This window comes from Pseudoalteromonas shioyasakiensis, assembly GCA_013391845.1.
Taxonomy (GTDB): Bacteria; Pseudomonadota; Gammaproteobacteria; order Enterobacterales; family Alteromonadaceae; genus Pseudoalteromonas; species Pseudoalteromonas apostichopi.
Genome location: CP058414.1, coordinates 2,392,490 through 2,415,889, shown reverse-complemented (window position 1 = coordinate 2,415,889; position 23,400 = coordinate 2,392,490). Strand labels below are relative to the sequence as shown.

Annotated in this window: 17 protein-coding genes and 2 pseudogenes; 13 read left to right on the top strand and 6 right to left on the bottom strand. The window is 41.3% G+C overall.

Annotation, left to right across the window (positions count from 1 at the left end):
• Position 1: 1 nt before the first annotated feature.
• The 3 genes from nrdA to ubiG form a co-directional block, all read right to left on the bottom strand.
• Positions 2-2,287, bottom strand: a complete 2,286-nt coding sequence (nrdA, locus tag HYD28_11065; GenBank protein QLE09451.1) for a ribonucleoside-diphosphate reductase subunit alpha — start codon at positions 2,285-2,287, stop codon at positions 2-4.
• 392 nt (positions 2,288-2,679) lie between these two features.
• A complete protein-coding gene (locus HYD28_11060) occupies positions 2,680-3,354 on the bottom strand; it encodes an HAD-IA family hydrolase (protein ID QLE09450.1) in 675 nt (224 codons plus the stop codon).
• Positions 3,354-4,064, bottom strand: a complete 711-nt coding sequence (ubiG, locus tag HYD28_11055) for a bifunctional 2-polyprenyl-6-hydroxyphenol methylase/3-demethylubiquinol 3-O-methyltransferase UbiG (GenBank protein QLE09449.1) — start codon at positions 4,062-4,064, stop codon at positions 3,354-3,356. Before ubiG ends, HYD28_11060 begins: the two co-directional genes overlap by 1 nt.
• A 176-nt stretch (positions 4,065-4,240) precedes the next feature.
• Between ubiG and gyrA the strand changes: the two genes are divergently transcribed.
• The 9 genes and pseudogenes from gyrA to pyrF all read left to right on the top strand — a co-directional run bounded on the left by gyrA (position 4,241) and on the right by pyrF (position 14,488).
• Positions 4,241-6,937: a DNA topoisomerase (ATP-hydrolyzing) subunit A gene (gene gyrA / locus HYD28_11050; protein QLE09448.1), complete on the top strand. Its 2,697-nt coding sequence runs from the start codon at positions 4,241-4,243 to the stop codon at positions 6,935-6,937.
• Between the two features lie 69 nt (positions 6,938-7,006).
• On the top strand, positions 7,007-8,095 hold the full coding sequence (serC, locus tag HYD28_11045) for a 3-phosphoserine/phosphohydroxythreonine transaminase (protein QLE09447.1): 1,089 nt from the start codon (positions 7,007-7,009) through the stop codon (positions 8,093-8,095).
• Between the two features lie 2 nt (positions 8,096-8,097).
• Positions 8,098-9,378: a 3-phosphoshikimate 1-carboxyvinyltransferase gene (aroA, locus tag HYD28_11040; GenBank protein QLE09446.1), complete on the top strand. Its 1,281-nt coding sequence runs from the start codon at positions 8,098-8,100 to the stop codon at positions 9,376-9,378.
• A 104-nt stretch (positions 9,379-9,482) separates the two neighbouring features.
• Positions 9,483-10,196, top strand: coding sequence for a (d)CMP kinase (gene cmk, locus HYD28_11035; protein ID QLE09445.1), 714 nt, complete (start codon positions 9,483-9,485; stop codon positions 10,194-10,196).
• A gap of 92 nt (positions 10,197-10,288) precedes the next feature.
• Positions 10,289-11,956: a 30S ribosomal protein S1 gene (gene rpsA, locus HYD28_11030; GenBank protein ID QLE09444.1), complete on the top strand. Its 1,668-nt coding sequence runs from the start codon at positions 10,289-10,291 to the stop codon at positions 11,954-11,956.
• Positions 11,957-12,021: 65 nt separating this feature from the next.
• Positions 12,022-12,309, top strand: coding sequence for an integration host factor subunit beta (ihfB, locus tag HYD28_11025; protein QLE09443.1), 288 nt, complete (start codon positions 12,022-12,024; stop codon positions 12,307-12,309).
• 20 nt (positions 12,310-12,329) lie between these two features.
• Positions 12,330-12,611: a LapA family protein gene (locus HYD28_11020; GenBank protein ID QLE09442.1), complete on the top strand. Its 282-nt coding sequence runs from the start codon at positions 12,330-12,332 to the stop codon at positions 12,609-12,611.
• A gap of 2 nt (positions 12,612-12,613) precedes the next feature.
• The gene (gene lapB, locus HYD28_11015) at positions 12,614-13,750 is read left to right on the top strand and encodes a lipopolysaccharide assembly protein LapB (GenBank protein ID QLE09441.1); all 1,137 of its coding nucleotides are present in this window, start codon (positions 12,614-12,616) and stop codon (positions 13,748-13,750) included.
• Between the two features lie 32 nt (positions 13,751-13,782).
• Positions 13,783-14,488: pseudogene (gene pyrF, locus HYD28_11010) on the top strand (orotidine-5'-phosphate decarboxylase).
• A gap of 299 nt (positions 14,489-14,787) precedes the next feature.
• Here pyrF and HYD28_11005 read toward each other — a convergent pair.
• Complete coding sequence (locus HYD28_11005; protein ID QLE09440.1) at positions 14,788-15,600, bottom strand: hypothetical protein; 813 nt, start codon at positions 15,598-15,600, stop codon at positions 14,788-14,790.
• Positions 15,601-16,465: 865 nt separating this feature from the next.
• Here HYD28_11005 and ltrA point away from each other — a divergent pair.
• A complete protein-coding gene (ltrA, locus tag HYD28_11000) occupies positions 16,466-17,950 on the top strand; it encodes a group II intron reverse transcriptase/maturase (protein ID QLE09439.1) in 1,485 nt (494 codons plus the stop codon).
• Between the two features lie 346 nt (positions 17,951-18,296).
• Here the strand turns inward: ltrA and HYD28_10995 are convergent, their stop codons facing one another.
• Both HYD28_10995 and HYD28_10990 read right to left on the bottom strand, forming a co-directional pair.
• Entirely contained in the window at positions 18,297-19,127 is an 831-nt protein-coding gene (locus HYD28_10995) for a GntR family transcriptional regulator (GenBank protein QLE09438.1), read from the bottom strand.
• A 2-nt stretch (positions 19,128-19,129) separates the two neighbouring features.
• Positions 19,130-20,455, bottom strand: coding sequence for a DEAD/DEAH box helicase (locus HYD28_10990; protein ID QLE10537.1), 1,326 nt, complete (start codon positions 20,453-20,455; stop codon positions 19,130-19,132).
• Positions 20,456-20,654: 199 nt separating this feature from the next.
• Between HYD28_10990 and HYD28_10985 the strand changes: the two genes are divergently transcribed.
• The 3 genes and pseudogenes from HYD28_10985 to HYD28_10975 all read left to right on the top strand — a co-directional run bounded on the left by HYD28_10985 (position 20,655) and on the right by HYD28_10975 (position 23,398).
• Positions 20,655-21,662: a rhodanese-related sulfurtransferase gene (locus HYD28_10985; protein QLE09437.1), complete on the top strand. Its 1,008-nt coding sequence runs from the start codon at positions 20,655-20,657 to the stop codon at positions 21,660-21,662.
• 159 nt (positions 21,663-21,821) lie between these two features.
• Positions 21,822-22,250 (top strand): hypothetical protein, encoded by a 429-nt coding sequence (locus HYD28_10980; GenBank protein QLE09436.1) that lies wholly within the window; start codon positions 21,822-21,824, stop codon positions 22,248-22,250.
• A 131-nt stretch (positions 22,251-22,381) separates the two neighbouring features.
• Positions 22,382-23,398 (top strand): annotated as a pseudogene (locus HYD28_10975) (efflux RND transporter periplasmic adaptor subunit).
• Positions 23,399-23,400: the final 2 nt, after the last annotated feature.

Below are 23,400 nucleotides of genomic sequence, written 5' to 3'. Positions count from 1 at the left end.
ATTAGATTTTACAAGCGCCGCCTGCACAACCGTCATCTTCTACCTCTGGTGTTAACTCATCTTGAGAGTCTGATGCACCATCACGTGTATTGTGATAGTACAGAGTTTTAACACCGAGCTTGTACGCAGTCAGTAGGTCTTTTAATAGCACCTTCATAGGTACTTTACCGCCTTCATACTTAGATGGATCATAGTTGGTGTTTGCAGAGATCGTTTGGTCAACGAATTTTTGCATAATACCAACAAGCTGTAGGTAACCATCGTTTGAAGGAATATCCCACAGTAGCTCGTAGTTATCTTTCAGATTTTCATAATCTGGAACTACTTGCTTTAAGATACCATCTTTACTTGCTTTAACGCTGATATGACCTCGTGGTGGCTCAATACCATTTGTTGCGTTAGAGATTTGCGATGATGTCTCTGAAGGCATAAGTGCAGATAACGTAGAGTTACGCATACCATGCTCTTTAATGCTTTCGCGTAATGAATCCCAATCTAAGTGAAGAGGTTCATCACAGAACTGATCTAGGTCACGCTTATAAGTATCTGTTGGCATAATGCCTTGAGAATACGTTGTCTCGTTAAACTTAGGACACGCACCACGTTCTTTCGCTAACTCATTTGATGCTTTCATTAGATAATATTGAATAGCTTCAAATGTTTTGTGAGTTAGGGCATTTGCGCTGCCATCTGAGTAACGCTTACCGTTCTTCGCTAAGTAGTATGCGTAGTTAATAACACCAATACCTAGCGTACGACGACCCATCGTTGCGTTTTTAGCCGCAGGAACAGGGTAGTCTTGGAAATCAAGTAAGTTATCAAGAGCACGTACAGCAAGCTCTGCAAGCTCTTCTAATTCATCAAGTGACTCAATTGCACCTAAGTTAAACGCTGAAAGCGTACAAAGGGCAATTTCACCTTCTTCGTCCATTACATTGCTAAGAGGCTTAGTTGGTAATGCAATTTCTAAACATAGGTTAGATTGACGAATTGGCGCAACAGTCGAGATAAACGGGCTGTGCGTATTACAGTGGTCAACGTTTTGTAAGTAAATTCGACCTGTGCTCGCACGCTCTTGTGCAAACATTGAGAATAACTCAATCGCTTTAATACGTTTTTTACGAATTGACTCGTCTTGCTCGTACTTGATGTATAGCTCATCAAACTTCGCTTGATCTTCAAAGAATGCATCGTATAGACCCGGAACATCTGATGGGCTAAATAATGTGATGTAATCATCTTTGATTAAACGGCTATACATTAATTTGTTGAACTGCACACCGTAGTCAAGGTGACGTACACGGTTATCATCAACACCACGGTTGTTCTTTAGAACTAATAAATTTTCAACTTCCAAATGCCAAAGTGGGTAGAACAGCGTAGCTGCGCCGCCACGAACACCACCTTGTGAACAGCTCTTAACAGCAGTTTGGAAGTGCTTATAAAATGGAATACAACCTGTGTGGTACGCTTCGCCATTACGAATAGGGCTACCAAGCGCACGAATGCGACCCGCATTAATACCAATACCAGCACGTTGCGAAACATATTTAACGATCGCAGATGATGTCGCATTAATAGAGTCTAGGCTATCACCACATTCAATTAGTACACATGAGCTGAACTGACGTGTAGGCGTACGAACACCGGCCATAATTGGCGTAGGTAACGAAATTTTGAAGGTAGACACTGCATCATAAAAACGCTTGATGTAATCAATACGCGTCTCTTTTGGATAATCAGAGAATAAGCTTGCAGCAACTAAGATATATAAAAACTGTGCACTTTCGTAAATTTCACCAGTAACACGGTTTTGAACTAAATACTTACCTTCAAGTTGCTTTACCGCAGCGTAGCTGAAGTTTAGGTCACGGTTGTGATCGATGTAAGCATCTAACTCGTCAATTTCTTGCTCGGTATAATCAACCAAAAGGTGTTGATCATAACGTTTGTCTTCAACTAATTTCGTGATGTGATCATATAAGCGTGGTGGCTCAAATTGACCGTACGCTTTTTTACGTAAATGGAATACAGCTAAGCGAGCAGCTAGGTATTGGTAATCAGGCGTATCTTTAGAGATCTGATCAGCTGCAGCTTTGATGATTGTTTCATGAATGTCATCGGTACGAATGCCGTCATAAAATTGAATATGAGATTTTAATTCAACTTGTGAGACAGACACATTCTCTAGACCTTCTGCGGCCCAAGCGATCACGCGATGGATCTTATCTAGATCAAGTGACTCTTTACGGCCGTCACGTTTGCTTACAGATAGCTGTTGGTTCATAGTTTTGCCTGTATTCCTTGGGAAATTATCGTTGTAAAGACAAAGGTATTCTTTATGTAATTATTATTATTCAATACCAGGGTGAACTAATTGAATAACATTTAGCCACAATATCTGGTGTTGTTTAAATTGCAGATCACAAGATAGTGTGGTCTGCGTTGTTTTGCAAGGGATAGAATTGCCCCATTTTGTGGATAACTATTGGATAAACGTATTGTGTTAGTAACCATTAACCTTTGAACATTCATAGAAGACGAAATTTGTAGAAATCAACAAAAGATCCAGAAAATTTATCGTTTTTAAAAATAAATTTTGACTGATTTTTTTATCATCAAAGAATGCTCAAAAGTGAATCAAATCACAATATATGGGGTTTCTTCTATCAAATAACACTATATATGGTTAAATCCATCAATGGGTGTTTGCCAATTGAAATCCGCTTGCCAGTCAAGAGCAGCATCAACACTGGGTATGTAACCCCATAACGCCGTTGCACTATACATATTGGCAGCTTTTGCAGCTTGAATATCACGTTCAGCATCACCGATATATAAACAGCGACAGGGATCAACGTCTAAGATCTCAGCTGTGTGTAAAAGTGGATCGGGAGATGGTTTTGAAACAGCTAATGTATCGCCACTTACTACCGCCATCGCTTTACTCAAAGAGGGGATAGCTTGTACTAAGGGCTCAGTTAAAAAGCCGGGCTTATTAGTCATAATGCCCCACTTAATATTGTTTTGCTCAAGTGCAATTAAAAGCTGTTCGATGCCATTAAAGCATTTACTGTGTACAGCGATATCTTCGGCGTAGTAATCAAGAAGCTGTTGGCGCAAAGCGAGTTGTTCAAGTTCTGGCCATTTATCACCAAAGCCTACTTCTAATAATGCATTTGCACCATTAGAAGCAGCAGGGCGATAAACATGTTCAGCAACAGGGGCCACATTGGCATCTGCTAACACGCGGTTTAATGCACCACCTAAGTCATCCGCAGTATCGAGTAGAGTGCCATCTAAATCAAAGATAAAGGCATCAAAATCGATAGAGGGTGTTTGCACACCACTCATCACGCTAGTTTCTCAAAGTGCAGGATGTAATTAACACTTACATCATCGTTTAAGCTGTACTGCTTAGAAAACGGATTATAGTTAAGACCTGTACTGGCGCGTACTTTTAATCCAGCTTCTTCAGCCCATGCAATAAGCTGTGCAGGTTTAATGAATTTTTTATGGTCATGGGTACCTTCAGGTACCATTTTCAATAGCTTTTCAGCACCAACAATGGCAAACAAATAAGCTTTTGGTGTTTTATTTAATGTTGAAAAGAATACATCGGCACCAGGTTTAGCAAGTTCTGCTACAGCGCGAATAATAGAAGCAGGATCTGGAACATGCTCAAGCATTTCCATACACGTCACAACATCAAAGCGAGCAGGGTGCTCAGCAGCAAATTGCTCTGCAGGTACTTTTATATAATCAACAGGCACGCCTGTTTCTAAACTATGTAACTTAGCAACGGTTAATGGCTCTTGGCCCATATCAATGCCAGTTACTTTAGCGCCCATACGGGCCATGCTTTCACTTAAGATGCCGCCACCACAGCCAACATCTAAGGTTTCCTTATCAAATAAGCCGCCCACTTTATCTGCGACAAAATCCAAGCGAAGAGGATTTATTTCATGAAGGGGTTTGAACTCTCCGTCGCGGTCCCACCAACGTTCTGCGATGGCTTCAAACTTTGCAATTTCTGCATTATCTACATTCTGATGCTCGGTCATAAAAAACTTCCTCGTTAATCTGAGGCCATTATATAGGGGTAAATTAATAAATCGCAAAGATTTAGCGCCTGTAAATCTAAATAAATTGTGATAGCATGGTCAGGAAATAATAACTAAACCTCTTAAGACGGCGATTTGCCTCTTAATGAGTCAATACTGAAGGAATGTGAAATCAAATGACTGATCTCGCCAATGAAATTCTGCCAGTCAATATTGAAGATGAATTAAAAAATTCTTACCTTGATTATGCCATGAGTGTAATCGTAGGTCGTGCATTGCCAGACGTACGTGACGGCTTAAAGCCTGTTCACCGCCGCGTTTTGTTCGCAATGAACGAACTCAATAATGATTGGAATAAACCTTACAAGAAATCAGCACGTGTTGTTGGTGATGTAATCGGTAAATACCACCCACATGGCGACAGCGCGGTATATGACACCATCGTTCGTATGGCGCAGCCTTTCTCATTACGCTACATGCTTGTTGACGGCCAAGGTAACTTTGGTTCTGTTGACGGTGACTCTGCGGCAGCAATGCGTTATACGGAAGTCCGTATGGCGAAAATGTCACATGAATTATTAGCTGATTTAGAAAAAGAAACGGTTGATTACGTACCTAACTACGACGGTACTGAGCAAATTCCTGACGTATTACCTACTAAAGTACCTAACTTATTAGTAAATGGTTCTTCGGGTATCGCTGTTGGTATGGCGACAAACATCCCACCTCATAACTTAACAGAAGTTATCAATGGTTGTTTAGCGCTGATCCAAAACCCAGACATGTCAATTGCTGACCTTATTGAATATATCCCGGGTCCAGATTTCCCGACTGCGGCGATTATCAATGGTAAAAAAGGCATTGAGCAGGCGTATTTAACGGGTCGTGGTAAAGTATACATCCGTGCTCGCGCTGAAATCGAAGTTGACGAAAAAACTGGTCGTGAAACCATTATTGTTCACGAAATTCCTTATCAAGTTAACAAAGCGCGCCTTATCGAAAAAATCGCTGAGCTAGTTAAAGATAAGAAGATTGAAGGTATTAGCGCACTACGTGACGAATCAGATAAAGACGGTATGCGTATCGTTATCGAAATCAAACGTGGTGATGTTGGTGAAGTAATCTTAAACAACCTATATGCACAAACTCAGTTACAAACTGTGTTTGGTATGAACATGGTTGCACTTGATAACAATCAACCTAAGTGTTTCAACTTAAAAGAAATGCTTGAAGCGTTTATCGTTCACCGCCGTGAAGTTGTTACACGTCGTACTGTATTCGATTTACGTAAAGCCCGTGACCGTGCTCACACGCTTGAAGGCTTAGCGATTGCTCTTGCGAATATCGACCCGATTATCGAACTTATTCGTAAGTCACCAACCCCAGCAGAAGCAAAAGCAGCATTAACAGCTCGCCCTTGGGAACTTGGTACAGTTAAAGCTATGCTTGAAAAGGCAGGTGAAGATAACGTAGCACGTCCTGACTGGTTAGCCGCTGATTTAGGTATCCGTGACGGTCAGTACTATTTATCTGAGCAACAAGCACAAGCAATTTTAGACCTACGTTTACACAAACTAACAGGTCTTGAACATGAGAAAATCTTAGACGAGTACCAAAACTTACTTGATCTAATTGCTGAGCTTTTACACATTCTTTCAAGCCCAGATCGTTTAATGGAAGTTATCCGCGACGAGCTAGTAGAAATTAAAGAGCAATATGGTGACGAACGTCGTACTGAAATCAGTGCAGCTGCTCACGATATTAGCCTTGAAGACCTAATCAATGAAGAAGACGTTGTAGTAACGCTTTCTCACGAAGGTTACGTTAAATATCAACCACTCTCTGATTACGAAGCACAGCGCCGTGGTGGTAAAGGTAAGTCAGCAACTAAGATGAAAGATGAAGACTTCATCGAGCGTCTATTGGTTGCTAACACACACGATACAATTCTGTGTTTCTCAACGGCAGGTCGCTTATATTGGTTGAAAGTTTATCAGTTACCATTAGCAAGCCGTGCAGCGCGTGGTAAGCCAATTGTTAACTTATTACCACTTGAAGCTGATGAGCGTATTACCGCTATCTTACCAGTACGTGAGTACGAAGAAGATAAATACATCTTCATGGCCACTGCGTTTGGTACAGTTAAGAAAACACCACTTACAGCATACAGCCGTCAACGTGCGAGCGGTATTATCGCTGTTAACCTGAATGAAGGTGATAGCTTAATTGGTGTTGATATCACTGATGGCACGAATGAAATCATGCTATTCACTGATGCCGGTAAAGTTGTCCGCTTTAAAGAAGCAGAAGAGTCAGAAGTTGTTGATGAAAACGGCAACCCAGTTCTAGATGAAAATGGTAACCCGGAAATCCGCTTCAAAGGTGTACGTCCGATGGGCCGTACAGCAACGGGTGTTCGTGGTATTAAGATGGCTGATGACCAACGCGTTGTGTCGTTAATCGTACCTAAGTCAGATGGTGCGATCCTAACTGTGACAGAAAACGGTTACGGTAAGCGTACAGCACTTGAAGATTACCCATCGAAGAGCCGTGCAACACAAGGTGTTGTATCAATCAAAGTAAGCGAGCGTAATGGCGCTGTGGTTGGTGCAGTACAAGTTGACGAAAACGACGAAATCATGATCATCTCTAATCGCGGTACATTAGTACGTACCCGTGTTAATGAGGTTTCTACGGTTGGTCGTAATACTCAAGGCGTTATTTTGATACGAACTATTGACGAAGAGCAAGTAGTTGGTTTACAACGTATCGAAGAAATCGAAGTTGATGAGCTTGAAGCCATCGAAGGCGAGGCCGTTGAAGTAGTCGATACCAATACTGAAGAAACGGGTGATAACCCACCTTCAGAATAACATTGATTTAAAAAGCGGCTTCGGCCGCTTTTTTTATCCGCACTATAATTACTGGAATGAGGCAAAGTAATGACTAAATATAATTTTTGTGCAGGACCGGCAATGCTACCGCCGGCAGTTATGCAAAAAGCACAAAAAGAATTTATAGATTGGCAAGGTTTAGGTGTCTCTGTGATGGAAATTAGCCATCGCAGCAGCGACTTTTTAGCACTTACTGCTAAATGTGAAGCAAGCCTGCGTCGCTTAATGAATATTAGTGATGAGTTTGAAGTGTTATTTATGCACGGCGGTGGCCGTGGTCAATTCAGTGCTGTGCCATTGAATCTTCACCTTGATGATAAACCAGCTGTGTACTGTGAAAACGGTGTATGGTCTAAAGGTGCTACTTCAGAAGCTGCTAAATTCACTGCTGTTGAAAGTATTAATGTACGTGATGATGAACAGCAAAATGGTCAGTTCTCTATCAAACCAGCAAGCAGCTGGGAATTACCTGCTGATGCGTCGTACATTCACTATTGCCCGAATGAAACCGTAGATGGCATTGAAATTTTCGAAGTACCATCACATCCATCTGCACCGATTGTTGCTGATATGTCATCGACTATTTTATCGCGCGAATTTGATGTAAATCAGTTTGATCTTATTTACGCTGGCGCACAAAAAAATATCGGCCCGTCTGGTTTATCGATTGTTATTATTCGTAAAACGCTACTTGAACGTGAAGGCCTTGCAAAGCCAGGAATTCTTGATTACGCATTAGAAGCGAAACAAGGCAGCATGTATAACACACCACCTACATTTGCGTGGTACTTAGCTGCTGAAGTATTTGAATGGCTTGAAGCAAACGGTGGCGTTAAAGCGATGGAAGAGCAAAACATCGCAAAAGCAGAATTACTTTACAACTTTATTGATAGCTCAGATTTTTATAGTAATAAAGTTGCCAAGCATTGCCGTTCACGCATGAACGTACCGTTTTGGTTAAACGATGAATCATTGAATGAAAAATTCATTAATGAGTCAAAAGAAGCAGGCTTATTAGCCCTTGAAGGTCACCGTATCGTTGGTGGTATGCGCGCAAGCATTTATAACGCGATGCCACTTGAAGGTGTTCAAGCTTTGGTTAATTTTATGGAAAAATTCGCCAAGGAGCACAGCTAATTATGGAACAGCTTCGTCTTGAACCAATCTCAAAAGTAAATGGTAGTGTGACACTGCCAGGCTCAAAAAGCTTATCAAACCGTATCTTACTGTTAGCAGCACTGGCAGAGGGCACAACGGTTGTTGAAAACCTTCTCGACAGTGATGATATTCGTCATATGCTAGGTGCGTTAAATCTTTTGGGCGTAAATGTATCGCTTAATGAAGATAAAACAGTGGCTACCGTAGAGGGGGTTGCAGGTAAATTTAAAACCCCAAGTGAGCCATTATTTTTAGGCAATGCTGGTACTGCTTATCGTCCACTGACAGCTGTATTAGCTGCTGTAGAAGGCGAATATCAGCTGGTGGGTGAGCCACGTATGGAAGAGCGCCCAATCGGCCATTTGGTTGATGCACTGCAAGCCCTGGGTGGTGATGTTGAATATCTTAAGCATAAAGACTATCCACCACTGGCCATTAAAGGCGGCAAAATCAACGGCGGTAAAGTTGAAATTGATGGCAGTATTTCGAGCCAGTTCTTAACTGCGTTACTAATGGCGGCGCCATTATTTAATGGCGACACAGAAATCACCATTAAAGGCACGCTGGTATCAAAGCCTTACATTGATATTACCCTAGATGTGATGAAGCGTTTCGGTGTTATTGTGAGTCATGACAACTATGAAACGTTTTACGTTAAAGGCTGTCAGCAGTATCAAGCACTTGAGCGTATTATGGTCGAAGGTGATGCTTCAAGCGCCTCTTATTTTATTGCGGCGGCTGCAATAGCAGGCGGCGAAATTGAAATTAATGGGGTAGGTGCTGCATCTGTTCAGGGTGATATTGGTTTTGCCAAAGTTATGGAACAAGTCGGCGCTAAAATCGATTGGTACGATGAAAAGCTGGTGGTTCGTAAAGGCGAGCTGAACGCGGTTGATATTGATGCTAATGCAATCCCTGATGCAGCGATGACTCTCGCAACCGTTGCGCTTTTCGCAAAAGGTACAACGGCGATTCGTAATATCTATAACTGGCGTGTAAAAGAAACAGACCGTTTATATGCAATGGCTACTGAGCTTCGAAAAGTTGGTGCAGAAGTTGTTGAGGGTGAAGATTTCATCGAAATAACACCACCAGAAACATTCAATGATGTAGCGATTGATACGTACAACGATCACCGTATTGCCATGTGTTTTGCGATGGTTGCTGTTGGCGGGAAGCCGATAACCATTAACGATCCTAAATGTACATACAAAACTTTTCCAACGTTTTTCAAAGTACTAGAGTCTGTCTCAAGTCAATAAAACAGAAGAAAATATAAAAAGTTACACTCTAGATGCGGATCTATTTTAAGAACTGACGTATAATATCGCGGATTTATTTTGGTGTGCATTGCAGGAGGTTATAAATGCAGGCGTTATCAATGCCCGTAATCACCATCGATGGCCCAAGTGGTTCAGGTAAAGGAACTGTTTGTCGCTTGTTAGCCGAGAAATTAGGTTGGGATGTATTAGACAGTGGAGCGATTTATCGTGTGCTGTCACTTGCAGCGCTTCATCATCAAATTGAACTAGATAATGAAGATGCGCTAGTGCCGTTAGCTGCAAACTTAGATGTACAGTTTTTGGTCGACAGCCAAACACATACTTCTAAAATTGTCTTGGAAGGCGAAGACGTCACAACCACAATCCGCAACGAAGAAGTGGGTGCTGCGGCATCAAAGATTGCTGCATTACCACGGGTGAGAGAAGCATTATTACGTCGTCAACGTGCGTTTCGTACTGAGAGCGGCCTAATTGCCGATGGTCGTGATATGGGCACAGTTGTGTTTCCAGATGCACCATTGAAAATTTATTTAACCGCATCAGCTGAAGAGCGCGCTCGTCGTCGCTTTGCTGAGTTGAATGAACGCGGTCTTGATGTTACACTAAGTGGTCTACTTGAGGACATAAAAGCTCGTGATCACCGCGATATGACGCGTGAAGTTGCGCCGCTTGTTCCTGCAGAAGACGCTATTGAGCTTGATACTAGTGAGCTCAATGCAATGCAAGTGTTTGATAAAGTTGTAACTTTACTCGACGAAGCAGTACTTGCAGGAAAGCTTCCAAAAGCTAAAAAGTAATTTATTAAGGTGCCGGCAGGAAGCCAGCGCTATTTTAACAACCCCATGCAGCATGGTTGCTAATTGGTTATTTAATTATTTAGAGACGTATAATGTCAGAAAATTTTGCGCAGTTATTTGAAGAAAGCCTTAAGGGTTTTGAAGCAGAGCAAGGCTCTATCGTTAAAGGTACTGTTATCTCAATCGAGAACAACATCGTACTTGTTGATGCTGGTCTTAAATCTGAAAGTGCAATCCCTGCTGAGCAATTCAAAAATGCTGCTGGTGAACTAGAAGTTGCTGTTGGCGACGAAGTAGATGTTGCTTTAGACGCAATCGAAGACGGTTTCGGTGAAACTATCCTTTCTCGTGAGAAAGCGAAGCGTCACGAAGCGTGGATCCGCTTAGAAAAAGCATGTGAAGAGCAAGAGACTGTTACTGGTGTTATCAACGGTAAAGTTAAAGGCGGTTTCACTGTTGAAGTTGATTCAATCCGTGCCTTCCTACCTGGTTCACTTGTTGATGTTCGTCCAGTACGTGACACAACTCACCTTGAAGGTAAAGAGCTTGAGTTCAAAGTAATCAAGCTTGACCAAAAACGTAACAACGTTGTTGTTTCTCGCCGTGCAGTTATCGAATCAGAAAACTCACAAGAGCGTGAAGAGCTTCTTGCTAACCTTGTTGAAGGTCAAGAAGTTAAAGGTATCGTTAAGAACCTTACTGACTACGGTGCGTTCGTTGACCTTGGTGGTGTTGACGGTCTACTACACATCACAGACATGGCGTGGAAGCGTGTTAAGCACCCTTCAGAAATCGTTAATGTTGGCGACGAAATCGCAGTTAAAGTTCTTAAATTCGACAAAGAAAAGACTCGTGTATCTCTAGGCCTTAAACAGCTTGGCGAAGATCCATGGGCAGCTATCGCTGGTCGTTACCCAGAAGGTTCTAAGCTTTCTGGTCGTGTAACTAACCTTACTGACTACGGTTGTTTCGTTGAAATCGAAGAAGGCGTAGAAGGGCTAGTACACGTTTCTGAAATGGATTGGACTAACAAGAACATCCACCCTTCAAAAGTTGTTTCACTAGGTGACACTGTTGAAGTTATGGTTCTTGAAATCGACGAAGAGCGTCGTCGTATTTCTCTTGGTCTTAAGCAATGTATTGCTAACCCATGGCAAGAATTTGCTCGTCTACAAAACAAAGGCGACCAAGTTACTGGTAAGATCAAATCAATCACTGACTTCGGTATCTTCATCGGTCTTGAAGGCGGTATTGACGGTCTTGTTCACCTTTCAGACATTTCTTGGAACACGCCTGGCGAAGAAGCTGTACGTGAATTCAAGAAAGGCGACGAAATCACTGCTATCGTATTACAAGTTGACCCAGAGCGTGAGCGTATCTCTCTAGGCGTTAAACAAATCGAAGCTGACCCATTCAATAACTACCTGGACGCAAACAAAAAAGGTGCTATTGTTAAAGGTAAAGTGACTGAAGTTGATGCGAAAGGCGCAACTGTTGAGCTTATCGAAGGCGTTGAAGGTTACATCCGTGTAGCTGATATCGCTCAAGAGCGTGTTGAAGATGCTACTACTGTAGTTTCTGCAGGCGACGAAATCGAAGCGAAATACGTTGGTGTTGATCGTAAGAACCGCACTTTAAGCTTATCTGTTAAAGCTCTTTTCGAAGCAGAAGAGAAAGAAGTACTAGAGAAGCTTAAGAAAGAAGAGCCAGCGTTCGAAAACGCTATGGCTGCAGCATTCAAAAATGCTCAAAAAGACTAATATCTAGTCTTTTAAAATTGGAAGGGCAGTTTTGCCCTTCCTTTACCACTCTTTAAGGAAACGCTATGACTAAGTCAGAATTGATAGAACAACTTGCCGAGCAACATGCACACATCCCTGTGAAAGATGTTGAAAATGCCGTTAAAGAAATTCTTGAACAAATGGCCGGTTCATTATCTAGCTCAGATCGCATCGAGATCCGTGGCTTTGGAAGTTTCTCATTGCATTATCGTTCTCCTCGCACAGGTCGTAATCCAAAGACTGGCGAAACAGTTGAGTTAGACGGTAAGCACGTACCACATTTCAAACCAGGTAAAGAGTTACGTGACCGCGTAAATGCGAGTATTGCCTAGTTTTATACAGGAGTAGTTACTTGTTTAGGGTATTAAAAATTGTATTAATTGCGCTGTGTTTATTTATTGCGTTTGTACTTGGTTCACAGAATCCACAATTGGTGCAAATCAATTATTTAATCGCTAGTAATACTTTACCCCTAGCTGTTGTAATAAGTATCTGCTTTATTTTAGGTGTCGCAATTGGTTGTTTTATAAGCTTTACACTATTTTCTCAGTTAAAGTGGCAAAATTATCGTTTAAAGAAAAAATTAGCGCCTGAAAAAAACAATAAAAAGCTTGTTGCTAATAAAGACACCTAATCATGATTGAGCTTCTGTTTTTACTTTTACCCGTTGCAGCCGGTTACGGTTGGATAATGGGTAAAAACAGCGCTAAAAACCAAGCTCATCAGCTTAATCGCCAAATCACCTCTGAATATTCTAAAGGCCTTAAATTTCTCTTAGACAGAGAAGAAGACCAAGGCTTAGAGCACCTTATCAATCTACTTGAAGTTGCTGCCGACTCAGTTGAACACTATTCAACACTGGCAACTATGTTTCGCCGCCGTGGCGAGCTTGACCGCGCAATTAAAATTCATGAGTTGTTATTAAAACACCCAAGCCTTGATGAACAACAAGCTGCAACCAGTCGTTTAGAGCTGGCTGAAGATTACATCATGGCAGGCTTATTAGATAGCGCAGAAGAGCATTTAGTTTGGCTCGTAAAAGCAGGATATAAAGAAGCGCTCGAACCAATTATCAATCTTTATTCACAAACTCGTGAATGGGAAAAGGGCATTAACATGTACGAGGCCCACAGTGAGTTGTTCACTAAACCTCAGCATGTAAAAGCCATTGCCAATTTTTACTGTGAAGCGGCTTTACAAGATAATGATACGCAAATTATGCGTAAAGCCATTAGCTTAAACCATAAAGCCATTCGTCCATTATATGAGCTTGGTCACAGTGCCTTTACCAATGAAGATTATGTAAAAGCAATTTACTATTGGCGCGAGCTAATCAGTCAGTTCACGTTTTTTGCGCCAGTATTTATTGAAGAGCTTGCGCTGAGCTATCAAAAGCTAAATTTAACGCATCAGTTTTACGAATTACTTAATGAACTGCTCGATAAAGGTGGCGTATTAATAAAAATAAAACACTGCCAAGCCTTACTTGAGCAAGGTCACATAGAGCAAGCGATAAAATTTTTAACGGATAGTTTAAAGCGTCATCCAACTATTCGGGGCTTTAGCTTTTTATTACAGCTACTTGCCAAACAAAACAACGATATTAAAGATGTACTCGATCAAATTGATAAGCTAGTAACCTCTTATATCGCAACCAAACCTGATTTTCAGTGCCAACACTGTGGCTTTACCAGTCATACCATTTATTGGGTATGTCCATCTTGTAAGCACTGGGAAACAATTGTTCCAAGCCGTGGCATAGACGGTTTTTAATTCATATTAGTCCATTAGTTTTTAGGAAAGTTATGTCTGTCGAAGATTCAAAAAAAGTATTAATTGCCCTTGATTACGATGATCAACAAACAGCTCTTGCGTTTGTAAAGCAATTATCGCCTGATACGTGTCGCCTTAAAGTTGGCAAAGAAATGTTCACGTATTTTGGTCCTAGCTTTGTTAAGGAACTAATCGACTTAGGTTTTGATGTATTCTTAGACCTAAAATTTCACGATATTCCAAACACAGTGGCTAAAGCTGTAACCGCAGCTGCAAAAATGGGTGTATGGATGGTTAACGTGCATGCCTCTGGTGGCGTTGAAATGATGACTAAAGCAAAACAAGCTTTAGAGCAGTTTGGTGATGACGCGCCATTACTGATTGCAGTAACAGTACTAACCAGTATGGATGCCGCAGAGCTTACTCGTTTAGGTGTAGATAAAACACCAGAAGAGCAAGTCATTTACCTAGCAAAACTTGCCAAAGAATCAGGCCTTGATGGGGTAGTGTGCTCAGCACAAGAAGCGAAAAAGCTAAAAGCAGAAACTCGGCGCAGACTTTAAACTGGTTACCCCTGGTATTCGCCCAGCAGGCAGCGATGCAGGCGACCAAAAGCGCATCATGACACCTAAACAAGCCGTTGAAGATGGCAGCGACTATTTAGTTGTAGGCCGCCCAATCACCCAATCGGCAGACCCAGTTGCAACACTAAAAGAAATTAACGACTCACTAAAATAACCTCGTTATTTTAAATAGTCTTTAAAGAGCATTGTAGGCACGGTTTAAATCGCGCTATATACAGTGCTCTTTTTTGTTTGTGGTAATTACACTAGGTTATCTACATCTGAGAATCAGGAACTCGAGCAAACTCATTTTTGGACAAAAACGTTTTAGGTCGTCGGCTGTATTCGACGAATTTTGCATAAAATTTCTATGGGTTAACGCCCGCTTAAGCGGACAAAAATTGTTGGTTATTTTGTGGAGCGAAGCGGAACCTAACCAACTGTTTTTGTACGTTTAAAGCGTTTTTTATGCCACTATCTATTAGTATTAAAGTAATCATATGTATACACCCAATCCAATGTTTGATGATAAAAATATTCATAATATACAAAGTTTAACTCCCATTTCCAGGCATTAAAGCTACTATACATTTCAAAAATAGCTTGTACATGAACTGATGCGTGTATTATTTTTTTATCTAAGACATCTTGATTAGCCACATGAACTAGAGTTCGTGTTTTTCCGGTAATATATCGTTTTCTAATTTTGAAATATTGAATAATTCTTATTGGTGTTATTTTGAACTTTTCAACCCATTTTTCTTTGTAGATATTTACAGAAACTCTTCCATTTTTATCACCTTTTATTTCTCGCAGAATTCTCATTGGTACAAGGTATGAAGATAAATATGAATCATTATATTTATGAAAAATGTGAATTATCAAATAATCAGATTTTTCATACTGAACATTACTTAGTGATACTTTATCTTCAACAGTACTTTTTACTTCTACTAAACTAGCATCAATTTTTAAATCAAAACCACGATTATTTGAATCAAGATCTGGTTTTTCTACAAATAATAACTCTGTTAAAGCTTCACCAGTAGCTCCTAACACTGTCTTTGCATCATGCCCTTGTTTAGAAACAGGTGGTGTAATGTCGTTTACGTATAGTACTTTAGAAATTTCTTTAAAAGCTGCTGGTTTTTTCTTTGTTGCAAGTAATGGAACATCTTTTTTAATGAAATTATATCTAAGATCTTTCTTATACGCAGATAAGATAACTTCATCGACAGCCTTCGCTACTCGATTCTTTCTGAATAACCTAGATGGTAATCGGGACATCAACTTACCTTTTCAGTTCGGTAGTGGCATAACAGCGTATTACCGAGAATTCCCGTTAACACTCAATGTGTCAATTTCCAGAATTATCAAAATACGATTTTTATTAATTTAATTATTAATAACTTACACATAGCCTAAAGGAATTACAATTGTTTAGATTCTCCTATAACCGAGAATTTACTTTTTCGAGAATTGCTAAAATTACATTACGAGAATTGATTATTCATTAACATTTTGAATGCCTGCTTCGCTAAAAGCAACCATTAGAGGATTTACCCTAACTTGTTTTGGGGCGTGCGACGTGAAGTCGTATGAAGCGCTGTTCACCGCTTAATGAGTGAACCATCTGTATCACCAGATGATCCTAGGAGCCTGAATAAAGTAGCGGCTCTGACAATGTAACGAAGGTTGGTATGCGCCAATCGGGATCTTAATCGTGAGAGGACGATCCTCCTGATAACCACAAATCGGGTGAGTGCTAGGCAGTCAGTATGATGAACATAAGTGAATCCGCGTAAGGTGCGTTATACGATGAAACAGCGGAAGTGGTTAATACGCTGTAGCCAAAAGGCACGAGAGTCGGAAAGAGATTGCCCCATGCTCTTTCGTGATCACTGAACTCTCCGCACTATAGCGGGCATCTAACCTGACATTGCGCAACATACGGAACACGGTAAGCCTGTATCACTCCCTTTGGGAAAGCTTATATAGCCGATAGTGATGCAGGTAGAGGATGTTGGAGAAAGCAAAGGCTGGATTGTAATGATGCAGATACAGACGTCTGTCTGGCACGAAAGTGAGCTGACTTCCGACTGGTCTTCCGTTGCAAGAGAATTTGAAGAACTTTATTCAAGGAGAAACGCAAATGATGATTTCAAAAGAGATTAGTGCCTCCCCTGACAGTGCTCAATGGCAATCCATAAATTGGAAAACTGTTGAGTCGCACGTTTTAAAGCTTCAGATGCGTATTGCAAAAGCAACAAGAGAAGGTAAACACAGCAAAGCGAAAGCGTTGCAGTGGATACTGACTCACTCGCATTCGGCAAAACTTCTTGCTGTTAAGCGAGTATCACAAAACAAAGGCAGTAAAACGCCCGGAATAGACGGCGTCATCTGGAATACGGATACGCGCCGCATGAAAGCAGTCAATCAATTGAGCAGAAAGGCTTATCAAGCCAAACCGCTCAAGCGTATCTACATCCCTAAGAAAAACGGCAAGCTCAGACCTTTGGGTATCCCGTGCATGGTCGATAGAGCGCTACAAGCGCTTCACCTTCTTGCACTAGAGCCTGTGTCAGAAACACTTGCTGACCCAAATAGCTACGGATTTCGGCGCAATAGAAGCACTGCTGATGCTATTGCTCAGTGTTTTCTCTGTTTGAGTAAAAAGCAATCCGCGCAATGGGTTCTTGAGGGAGATATCAAAGCCTGTTTCGACAAGATTGGGCATCAATGGCTTATGAATAATATAGCTGTAGATAAACGAATGTTGGAACAATGGTTAAAGTCTGGTTTTATGGACAAAGGGCTGTTCTATCGCACTGACGAGGGAACACCACAAGGCGGGATCATATCTCCAACCTTGATGCTGATGACTCTTGCAGGTCTTGAGCAACGCATTAAGTCCACCGCACTTAAAAATGGGGCGAGAGCCAACTTTATAGGATACGCCGATGATTTCGTAGTCACATGCACTTCAAAGGACGTGCTGGAGAACGATATCAAACCGTTGATTGCTGACTTCTTAGCACATAGAGGCTTAACGCTCTCCGAAGAGAAAACGCACATTACCCACATTAGCCGTGGTTTTGACTTCCTAGGCTTTAACCATAGGAAGTACAAAGGAAAACTGCTCATTAAACCGAGCAAATCTAACACGTTAATATTTCTGAGTAACTTGCGCGAACTCATTAAAAAGCACGCAACTACCCCCGTTAACGATCTAATCAAGTTGATAAATCCGAAACTCAGGGGTTGGTCGAATTACTATCGCCATTGCGTTGCCAAACAAGTATTCGGATATGTGAGCCACAAACTATTTCTAGCGTTATGGCATTGGGCTAAAAGGCGTCATCCAACAAAATCAAAAACTTGGATCGCCATGAAGTACTTTATCAACCGTCGAGGCCAATGGCAATTTCACGGTTGGCAGAAGAGCATGAACATGAACATGAACATGGATTGTCAGTTTAATCTATTTCAAATAGCTAAGGTGCCAATAGAGAGACATGTGAAAATCAGGAGTGAAGCTACGCCTTTTGATCCTTTATACCAAGAATACTTGGCAAAGAGAAAAGCAAAGAGGCAATGCCGCAACTCTTGGAATGAGCCTAATCTCGCTGCTTTATAAGTTGCTGGGTACCAATTAGGTGCCTTCGTGAAGGCTTGAGCCGTATGCAGTGAAAGTTGCACGTACGGTTCTTAGGAGGGCGACACTTGGTAACAGGTGTCGTCTATCCGACAGGAATGAGTTAGACCAAACCGGAAAGGCAGTTCATGACACAATGCCGACTTTCACTTTTAAATGAAAAATACTCAATATAGCGTTAGAAAATTTACGGCATCCACACGTTAAAGCTAACAAAACCAGTAAGAATAAAAAAAGAGTAAAGCTTTCACTTTACTCTTTTTCATATATCAATGATCTTGTTAGCTCGTAGCTCGTAGCTCGTAACTCGTAGCTCGTGGCTCGCAACTTATTTCAATCTAATCGATGTTGCTTCAATATCAATTAAACCTTGCTTAAACAAACCGCCAATGGCTTTTTTGTAGTTTGCTTTACTGGTTGAGAAAGTCTTTTTAATTGCTTCAGGGTCTGACTTATCACCTAGGTGAAGTACGCCGCCTTCGGCTTTTAATTTATCTAAGATTTTTTCGCCTAAGTCGTTTACTTTACCCATACCTGGCTTTTCAAGTAGTACATCGATTTTGCCGTCTTCACGTACTTTTTGAATAAAGCCTTTTAAGCGCTGGCCAACAAACAGCTTTTTAAATACCGTGTTGTAGTAAACAACGCCAATGTGAGCTTCGTTTACAAGTACTTTGTAGCCTAGGTCTGTTTTACCGGCAACGATTAAGTCAACTTCTTCCATTACAGAGTAAGTTGGCTCATCTTTCGATAAAAACTTATTAAAGTTGCTCGATGCACAAATACGTTGGCTGGCGTTATCTAGGTACAAACGTACAAGATACGAAAAGCCGTCTTTCATTTTTGGCTTTTGTTCGTTGTATGGTGCTAGTACGTCTTTTTCGAGGCCCCAATCCATAAACGCACCGGTGCTATTAATCGCTTTAACACGTAGTAGGGCAAATTCGCCTACCTCAGCCAATGGTTTTTTTGTGGTGCCGGTTGGGTGACCTGCATGATCTAAGTAGATGAATACTTGCACGCTGTCGCCAGCTTCTAGATCGTAGTCAATTTCTTTGCTTGGTAAGAATACTTCGCCTAAATCACGGCCATCTAAATAAGCACCTTCGTTAGATATTTCGTTAACGAAAAGGGTTTGTGTGGTTCCTAAAATACTCATTGTTATTCCTGTTCTGGCTTTTTCTTACGGCGCATTGGAGCAAAACCATCTACATCAATTGGTGCTTGAATAGGGGCTTTTGGCTTCTTAGGGGCTGCTTTGCGTTTTGGTTTAGCAGGTTTAGCAGCCACTTTTTTCTCTGCTTTTTTCCAAACTGTGTTTGGTTTTTTCTCACGCAGACCTTTAAATTTACCAACAAGGCCGTCAACGGTGAAAAAGCTTAATTCATCATTTAAAAATGCTTTAATTGCTTTGTAGCTTGGCCAATCTTTCGGGCCAACTAATGAAATGGCAGTACCTTTAAAGCCTGCGCGACCTGTACGACCAATACGATGCACATATTCTTCGGCATGTTTTGGTAGGTCAAAGTTAATAACGTGGGTCACGCTTAATAAATCAAGACCACGTGATGCAACATCGGTAGTGATCAAAATTTTGAAGTTTTCACGGCTAAAGGCATCCATGATTTCAAGGCGCTTAGCCTGTGTTAAGTCACCCGCAAGCGCCTGCGCTTTAAAGCCTTTATCATTTAAAAGTTGGCTTAAACGCTGAGTGTCGGCACGTGTTGCGGTGAAAATAATACACTGACCAACATTGTCTTGTTTTACAAAGTGCTCAAGTAGGGCTTCTTTGTGATCTAAGTGATCAGCTAAATAAAGTTGCTGAGTAATGTCACTATGTTGCTCGTTTGAGGCACTTAACAATATTTGTTTTGGTGAACGTAATAAGTTGCGTGACAGGGCATCAACTTGTGCATGGTCAAGGGTTGCTGAGAACAATAACGTTTGACGCAAGCGGTGATCAGCAAGCTCGTTGATCATTTTAACTTGCTCGGTAAAGCCTAAATCTAAAATACGGTCGGCTTCATCAAAAATTAAAAGCTCTAAGCCTGAAAGCTGTAATGAGCGTTGACTTAAATGGTCAGCTAAACGCCCCGGAGTTGCCACTACAAAATGAGGGTCTTTACGAAGTGCTTTAATTTGGTCATTAAAGTTTTCACCACCGAGTACTTTTACCGCACTAATATTTGTGCCAGCAATTAATAATCTTAATTGGCTGTATACTTGGGTTGCTAATTCGCGGGTAGGCGCAACGATTAAAACGCGAGGGTCGCGTTTACTGAGAGCTTTTTGTTTCATTACGCGCTGTACAGCAGGTAATAAAAACGCCAGCGTTTTGCCCGATCCTGTTTTTGACTGTGCAAAAATATCATGGCCTGCGATAGCTGTAGGTACCGCGTGAGCTTGAATGTCAGTGGGCTGGGTGATGCCTTGATGCGCTAGTTGTTTTTCGAGGCGTGTATCAATCCCAAGTTCAGTAAAGTGCAATGCGTAATCTCCGATGAGCAAAATTTGTAAATCCTGTTCATTATAACGCACTTGCCTTACTAGGAGACAGTAAAAACACAGCTATTTCGCATCAGTTTTTGCAATTATCGCTAATTCGCGTAAAATACGCGCCCTCAATGCGCCGGATTTGCGATTCGGTTAACGCCCAACATGGGCATTTAAAGCAAAAGGTAAAACCATGACTGCTGTTCATAAAGACAATGTAACTAGCGAGCACTTTGTTGTTTGCGCACTATACAAATTTGTAGCCCTTCCTGATTTTGAAGCGATTCGCCAACCATTACTTAAAGTGATGGAAGACAATGAAGTACGCGGTACTTTGTTACTTGCGGCTGAAGGTATCAACGGTACTGTTTCTGCTAAGCGTGAAGGTATCGATAACCTACTTGCATGGTTAGATTCACAACCAAACCTAGATAACATCGTGACAAAAGAGTCTTACGATGACGAATGCCCGTTCTACCGTACTAAGGTAAAACTGAAAAAAGAAATTGTAACTATGGGTGTTGAAGGTATCGACCCACGTGAAGTAGTGGGTACATACGTAAAACCAGCTGACTGGAATGCATTAATTTCAGACCCTGAAGTGATTCTTATCGATACGCGTAACGATTACGAAATTGAGATCGGTACTTTCCAAAATGCGGTTGATCCAAACACCAAAACGTTCCGCGAATTCCCAGCTTGGGCGAAAGAAAACCTAGACCCAGAAAAGCACAAGAAAGTGGCGATGTTCTGTACCGGTGGTATTCGCTGCGAAAAATCAACTGCATACATGAAAGAGCAAGGCTTTGACGAAGTATTCCACCTTGAGGGCGGTATTCTTAAGTACTTAGAAGAAGTACCAAAGGAAGAAACTATGTGGGAAGGTGAGTGTTTTGTATTTGATAACCGTGTTGCAGTAAATCACGATTTACAAAAAGGTTCTTACGACCAATGTCATGCGTGTCGTATGCCTATCACTGAAGAAGAAAAGCAAAAGCCTGAATACATGGAAGGTGTTTCGTGTCATCACTGTCACGACAGCCTTACAGAAGAGCAACGTGCACGTTTTGCTGAGCGTCAAAAGCAAATCGAATTAGCACAAGCTCGCGGTGAAGGCCATATCGGTAACGAAGCGCAAGAAGTTCTGCGTAAGCGTAAAGAAGCTAAAAAAGCGCAAAAAGAAGCACAGCGCCAACAGTAATTCTTAGCTTTTTGAATTGATAAAAACCTCAGCACTGTCTGGGGTTTTTTTATGCTCGTATATTAGCCACATACAGTTTCTTACACATCTTAAACAGTCTCTAACTTATATCAGGAATAGTATCTTACTTAAGCTTTAAACTGATGGGGTGAGAAAACAATGAAGAAATTACTACTAGGTTTACTATTTCTAGGAGGTTGTGCCTCGCAAGGTGTTGATAGAGCAGACCAAAATGTAATGATCAAACGCTTTTACGCAAAAGTCATGTCAGTGCAACCTGTTAAATTGTCATCCAACGTTAAAACAGGGATTGCTGCAGGTTCTACTATAGGCATTGTTGATCAGTTAGATGGTAACCACGAAGATATGATTGCAGGCGCTATTGCTGGGGCGCTTGTTGGCGGCATAGTGACTGCGATATCAGAAGGTAGTAATGATGCCTTTGAATATTCTTTAAGATCAGAGCAAGAAGGGAATTTTACGCTTATTCAAAAGGAACAATTAAATAGTGCATCTGGATGTGTTGAGGTAACCGTTGCCAGTGAAGCACATGTAAAAGAAACAGATTCATTACATTGCCGTTTCTAATTAATAAACACGCGAGAGCGCGTCGTCTATTTCACCTTGGCTAATTGTTTATTAAACGAAGTCAGCTTTTTATTGATCACAAAGCTGTTACACTTCGTAACAATTAAAACGATTCTTATTTAGGTGAAATTTTGACAATTGGCAAATTACATACATGGACTTTAATTGCCTGTATTAGTTGTGTTTCTGTCGCTGAGGCGGCTAATGTAGTTGTAGAATCAGTGTCTGTTGAAAAGTCTAAACAACAGATAAAAGCTGTGGGTAATGCTGAAGCTATTCATTCTGTAACACTTTACCCAGCTGTTGGGGATAGAGTCACTGCTGTTTACTTCAAGCCCGGCGATAAGGTTGCCAAAGGTGACTTACTATTAGAGCTTGATTCGCGCAGACAAAAAGCTGCGCTGATGGAAGCTGAAATTACTTTAAAAGATGCTGAGCGCACCATGAAAAGGCTTGAGGAAAGCCATTCCCGTGGTGCGGTACCGCAAAGTGATTTAGATGATGCCAAAACGCTTTATGAGCTTGCAAAAGTGAAGTTAATGCAAGCAAAAACAGAGCGTGAAGACCGTGAAGTTCGCGCTCCATTTAGCGGTGTTATGGGCTTAACTGACGTCGAAGTGGGCGACAGGATCACAACCCAAACAGCCATCGCTACCATCGATGATATTTCAGCGCTTTATATTAATTTTAATGCCCCAGAGGCAGCTGTGTCTGTGCTCAAACAAAAATCAGCAGTCGAAGTGGTGCCTTGGTTAGGCGATGAAACTTACACGGCTAAGGTGGCAGAGCTTGATTCACGTATCAATGCACAAACCCGCACACTCAGAACAAAAGCTAAGCTTGATAATAATGATCAACAGTTTATGCCGGGTATGAGCTTCCGTGTACATATAAATATTCTAGGTGAAGAGCTTGCCGTAGTACCAGAAGCAGCGATGATGTGGTGAGCTGCAGGCCCTTATGTTTGGAAGAGTGTTGATAATAAAGCAACCCGCGTTGATGTAAAAATTGAGCAGCGTTTAGCTGGGCGTTTATTAGTCTCCGGAGGCTTAAAAGAAGGCGACTTACTGGTAACTGAAGGGGTTCAACGCCTTAGACCTAATCAAGAGCTTAATTTCATTAATGAAATTAAGCTAGCCAAGGAGTAATG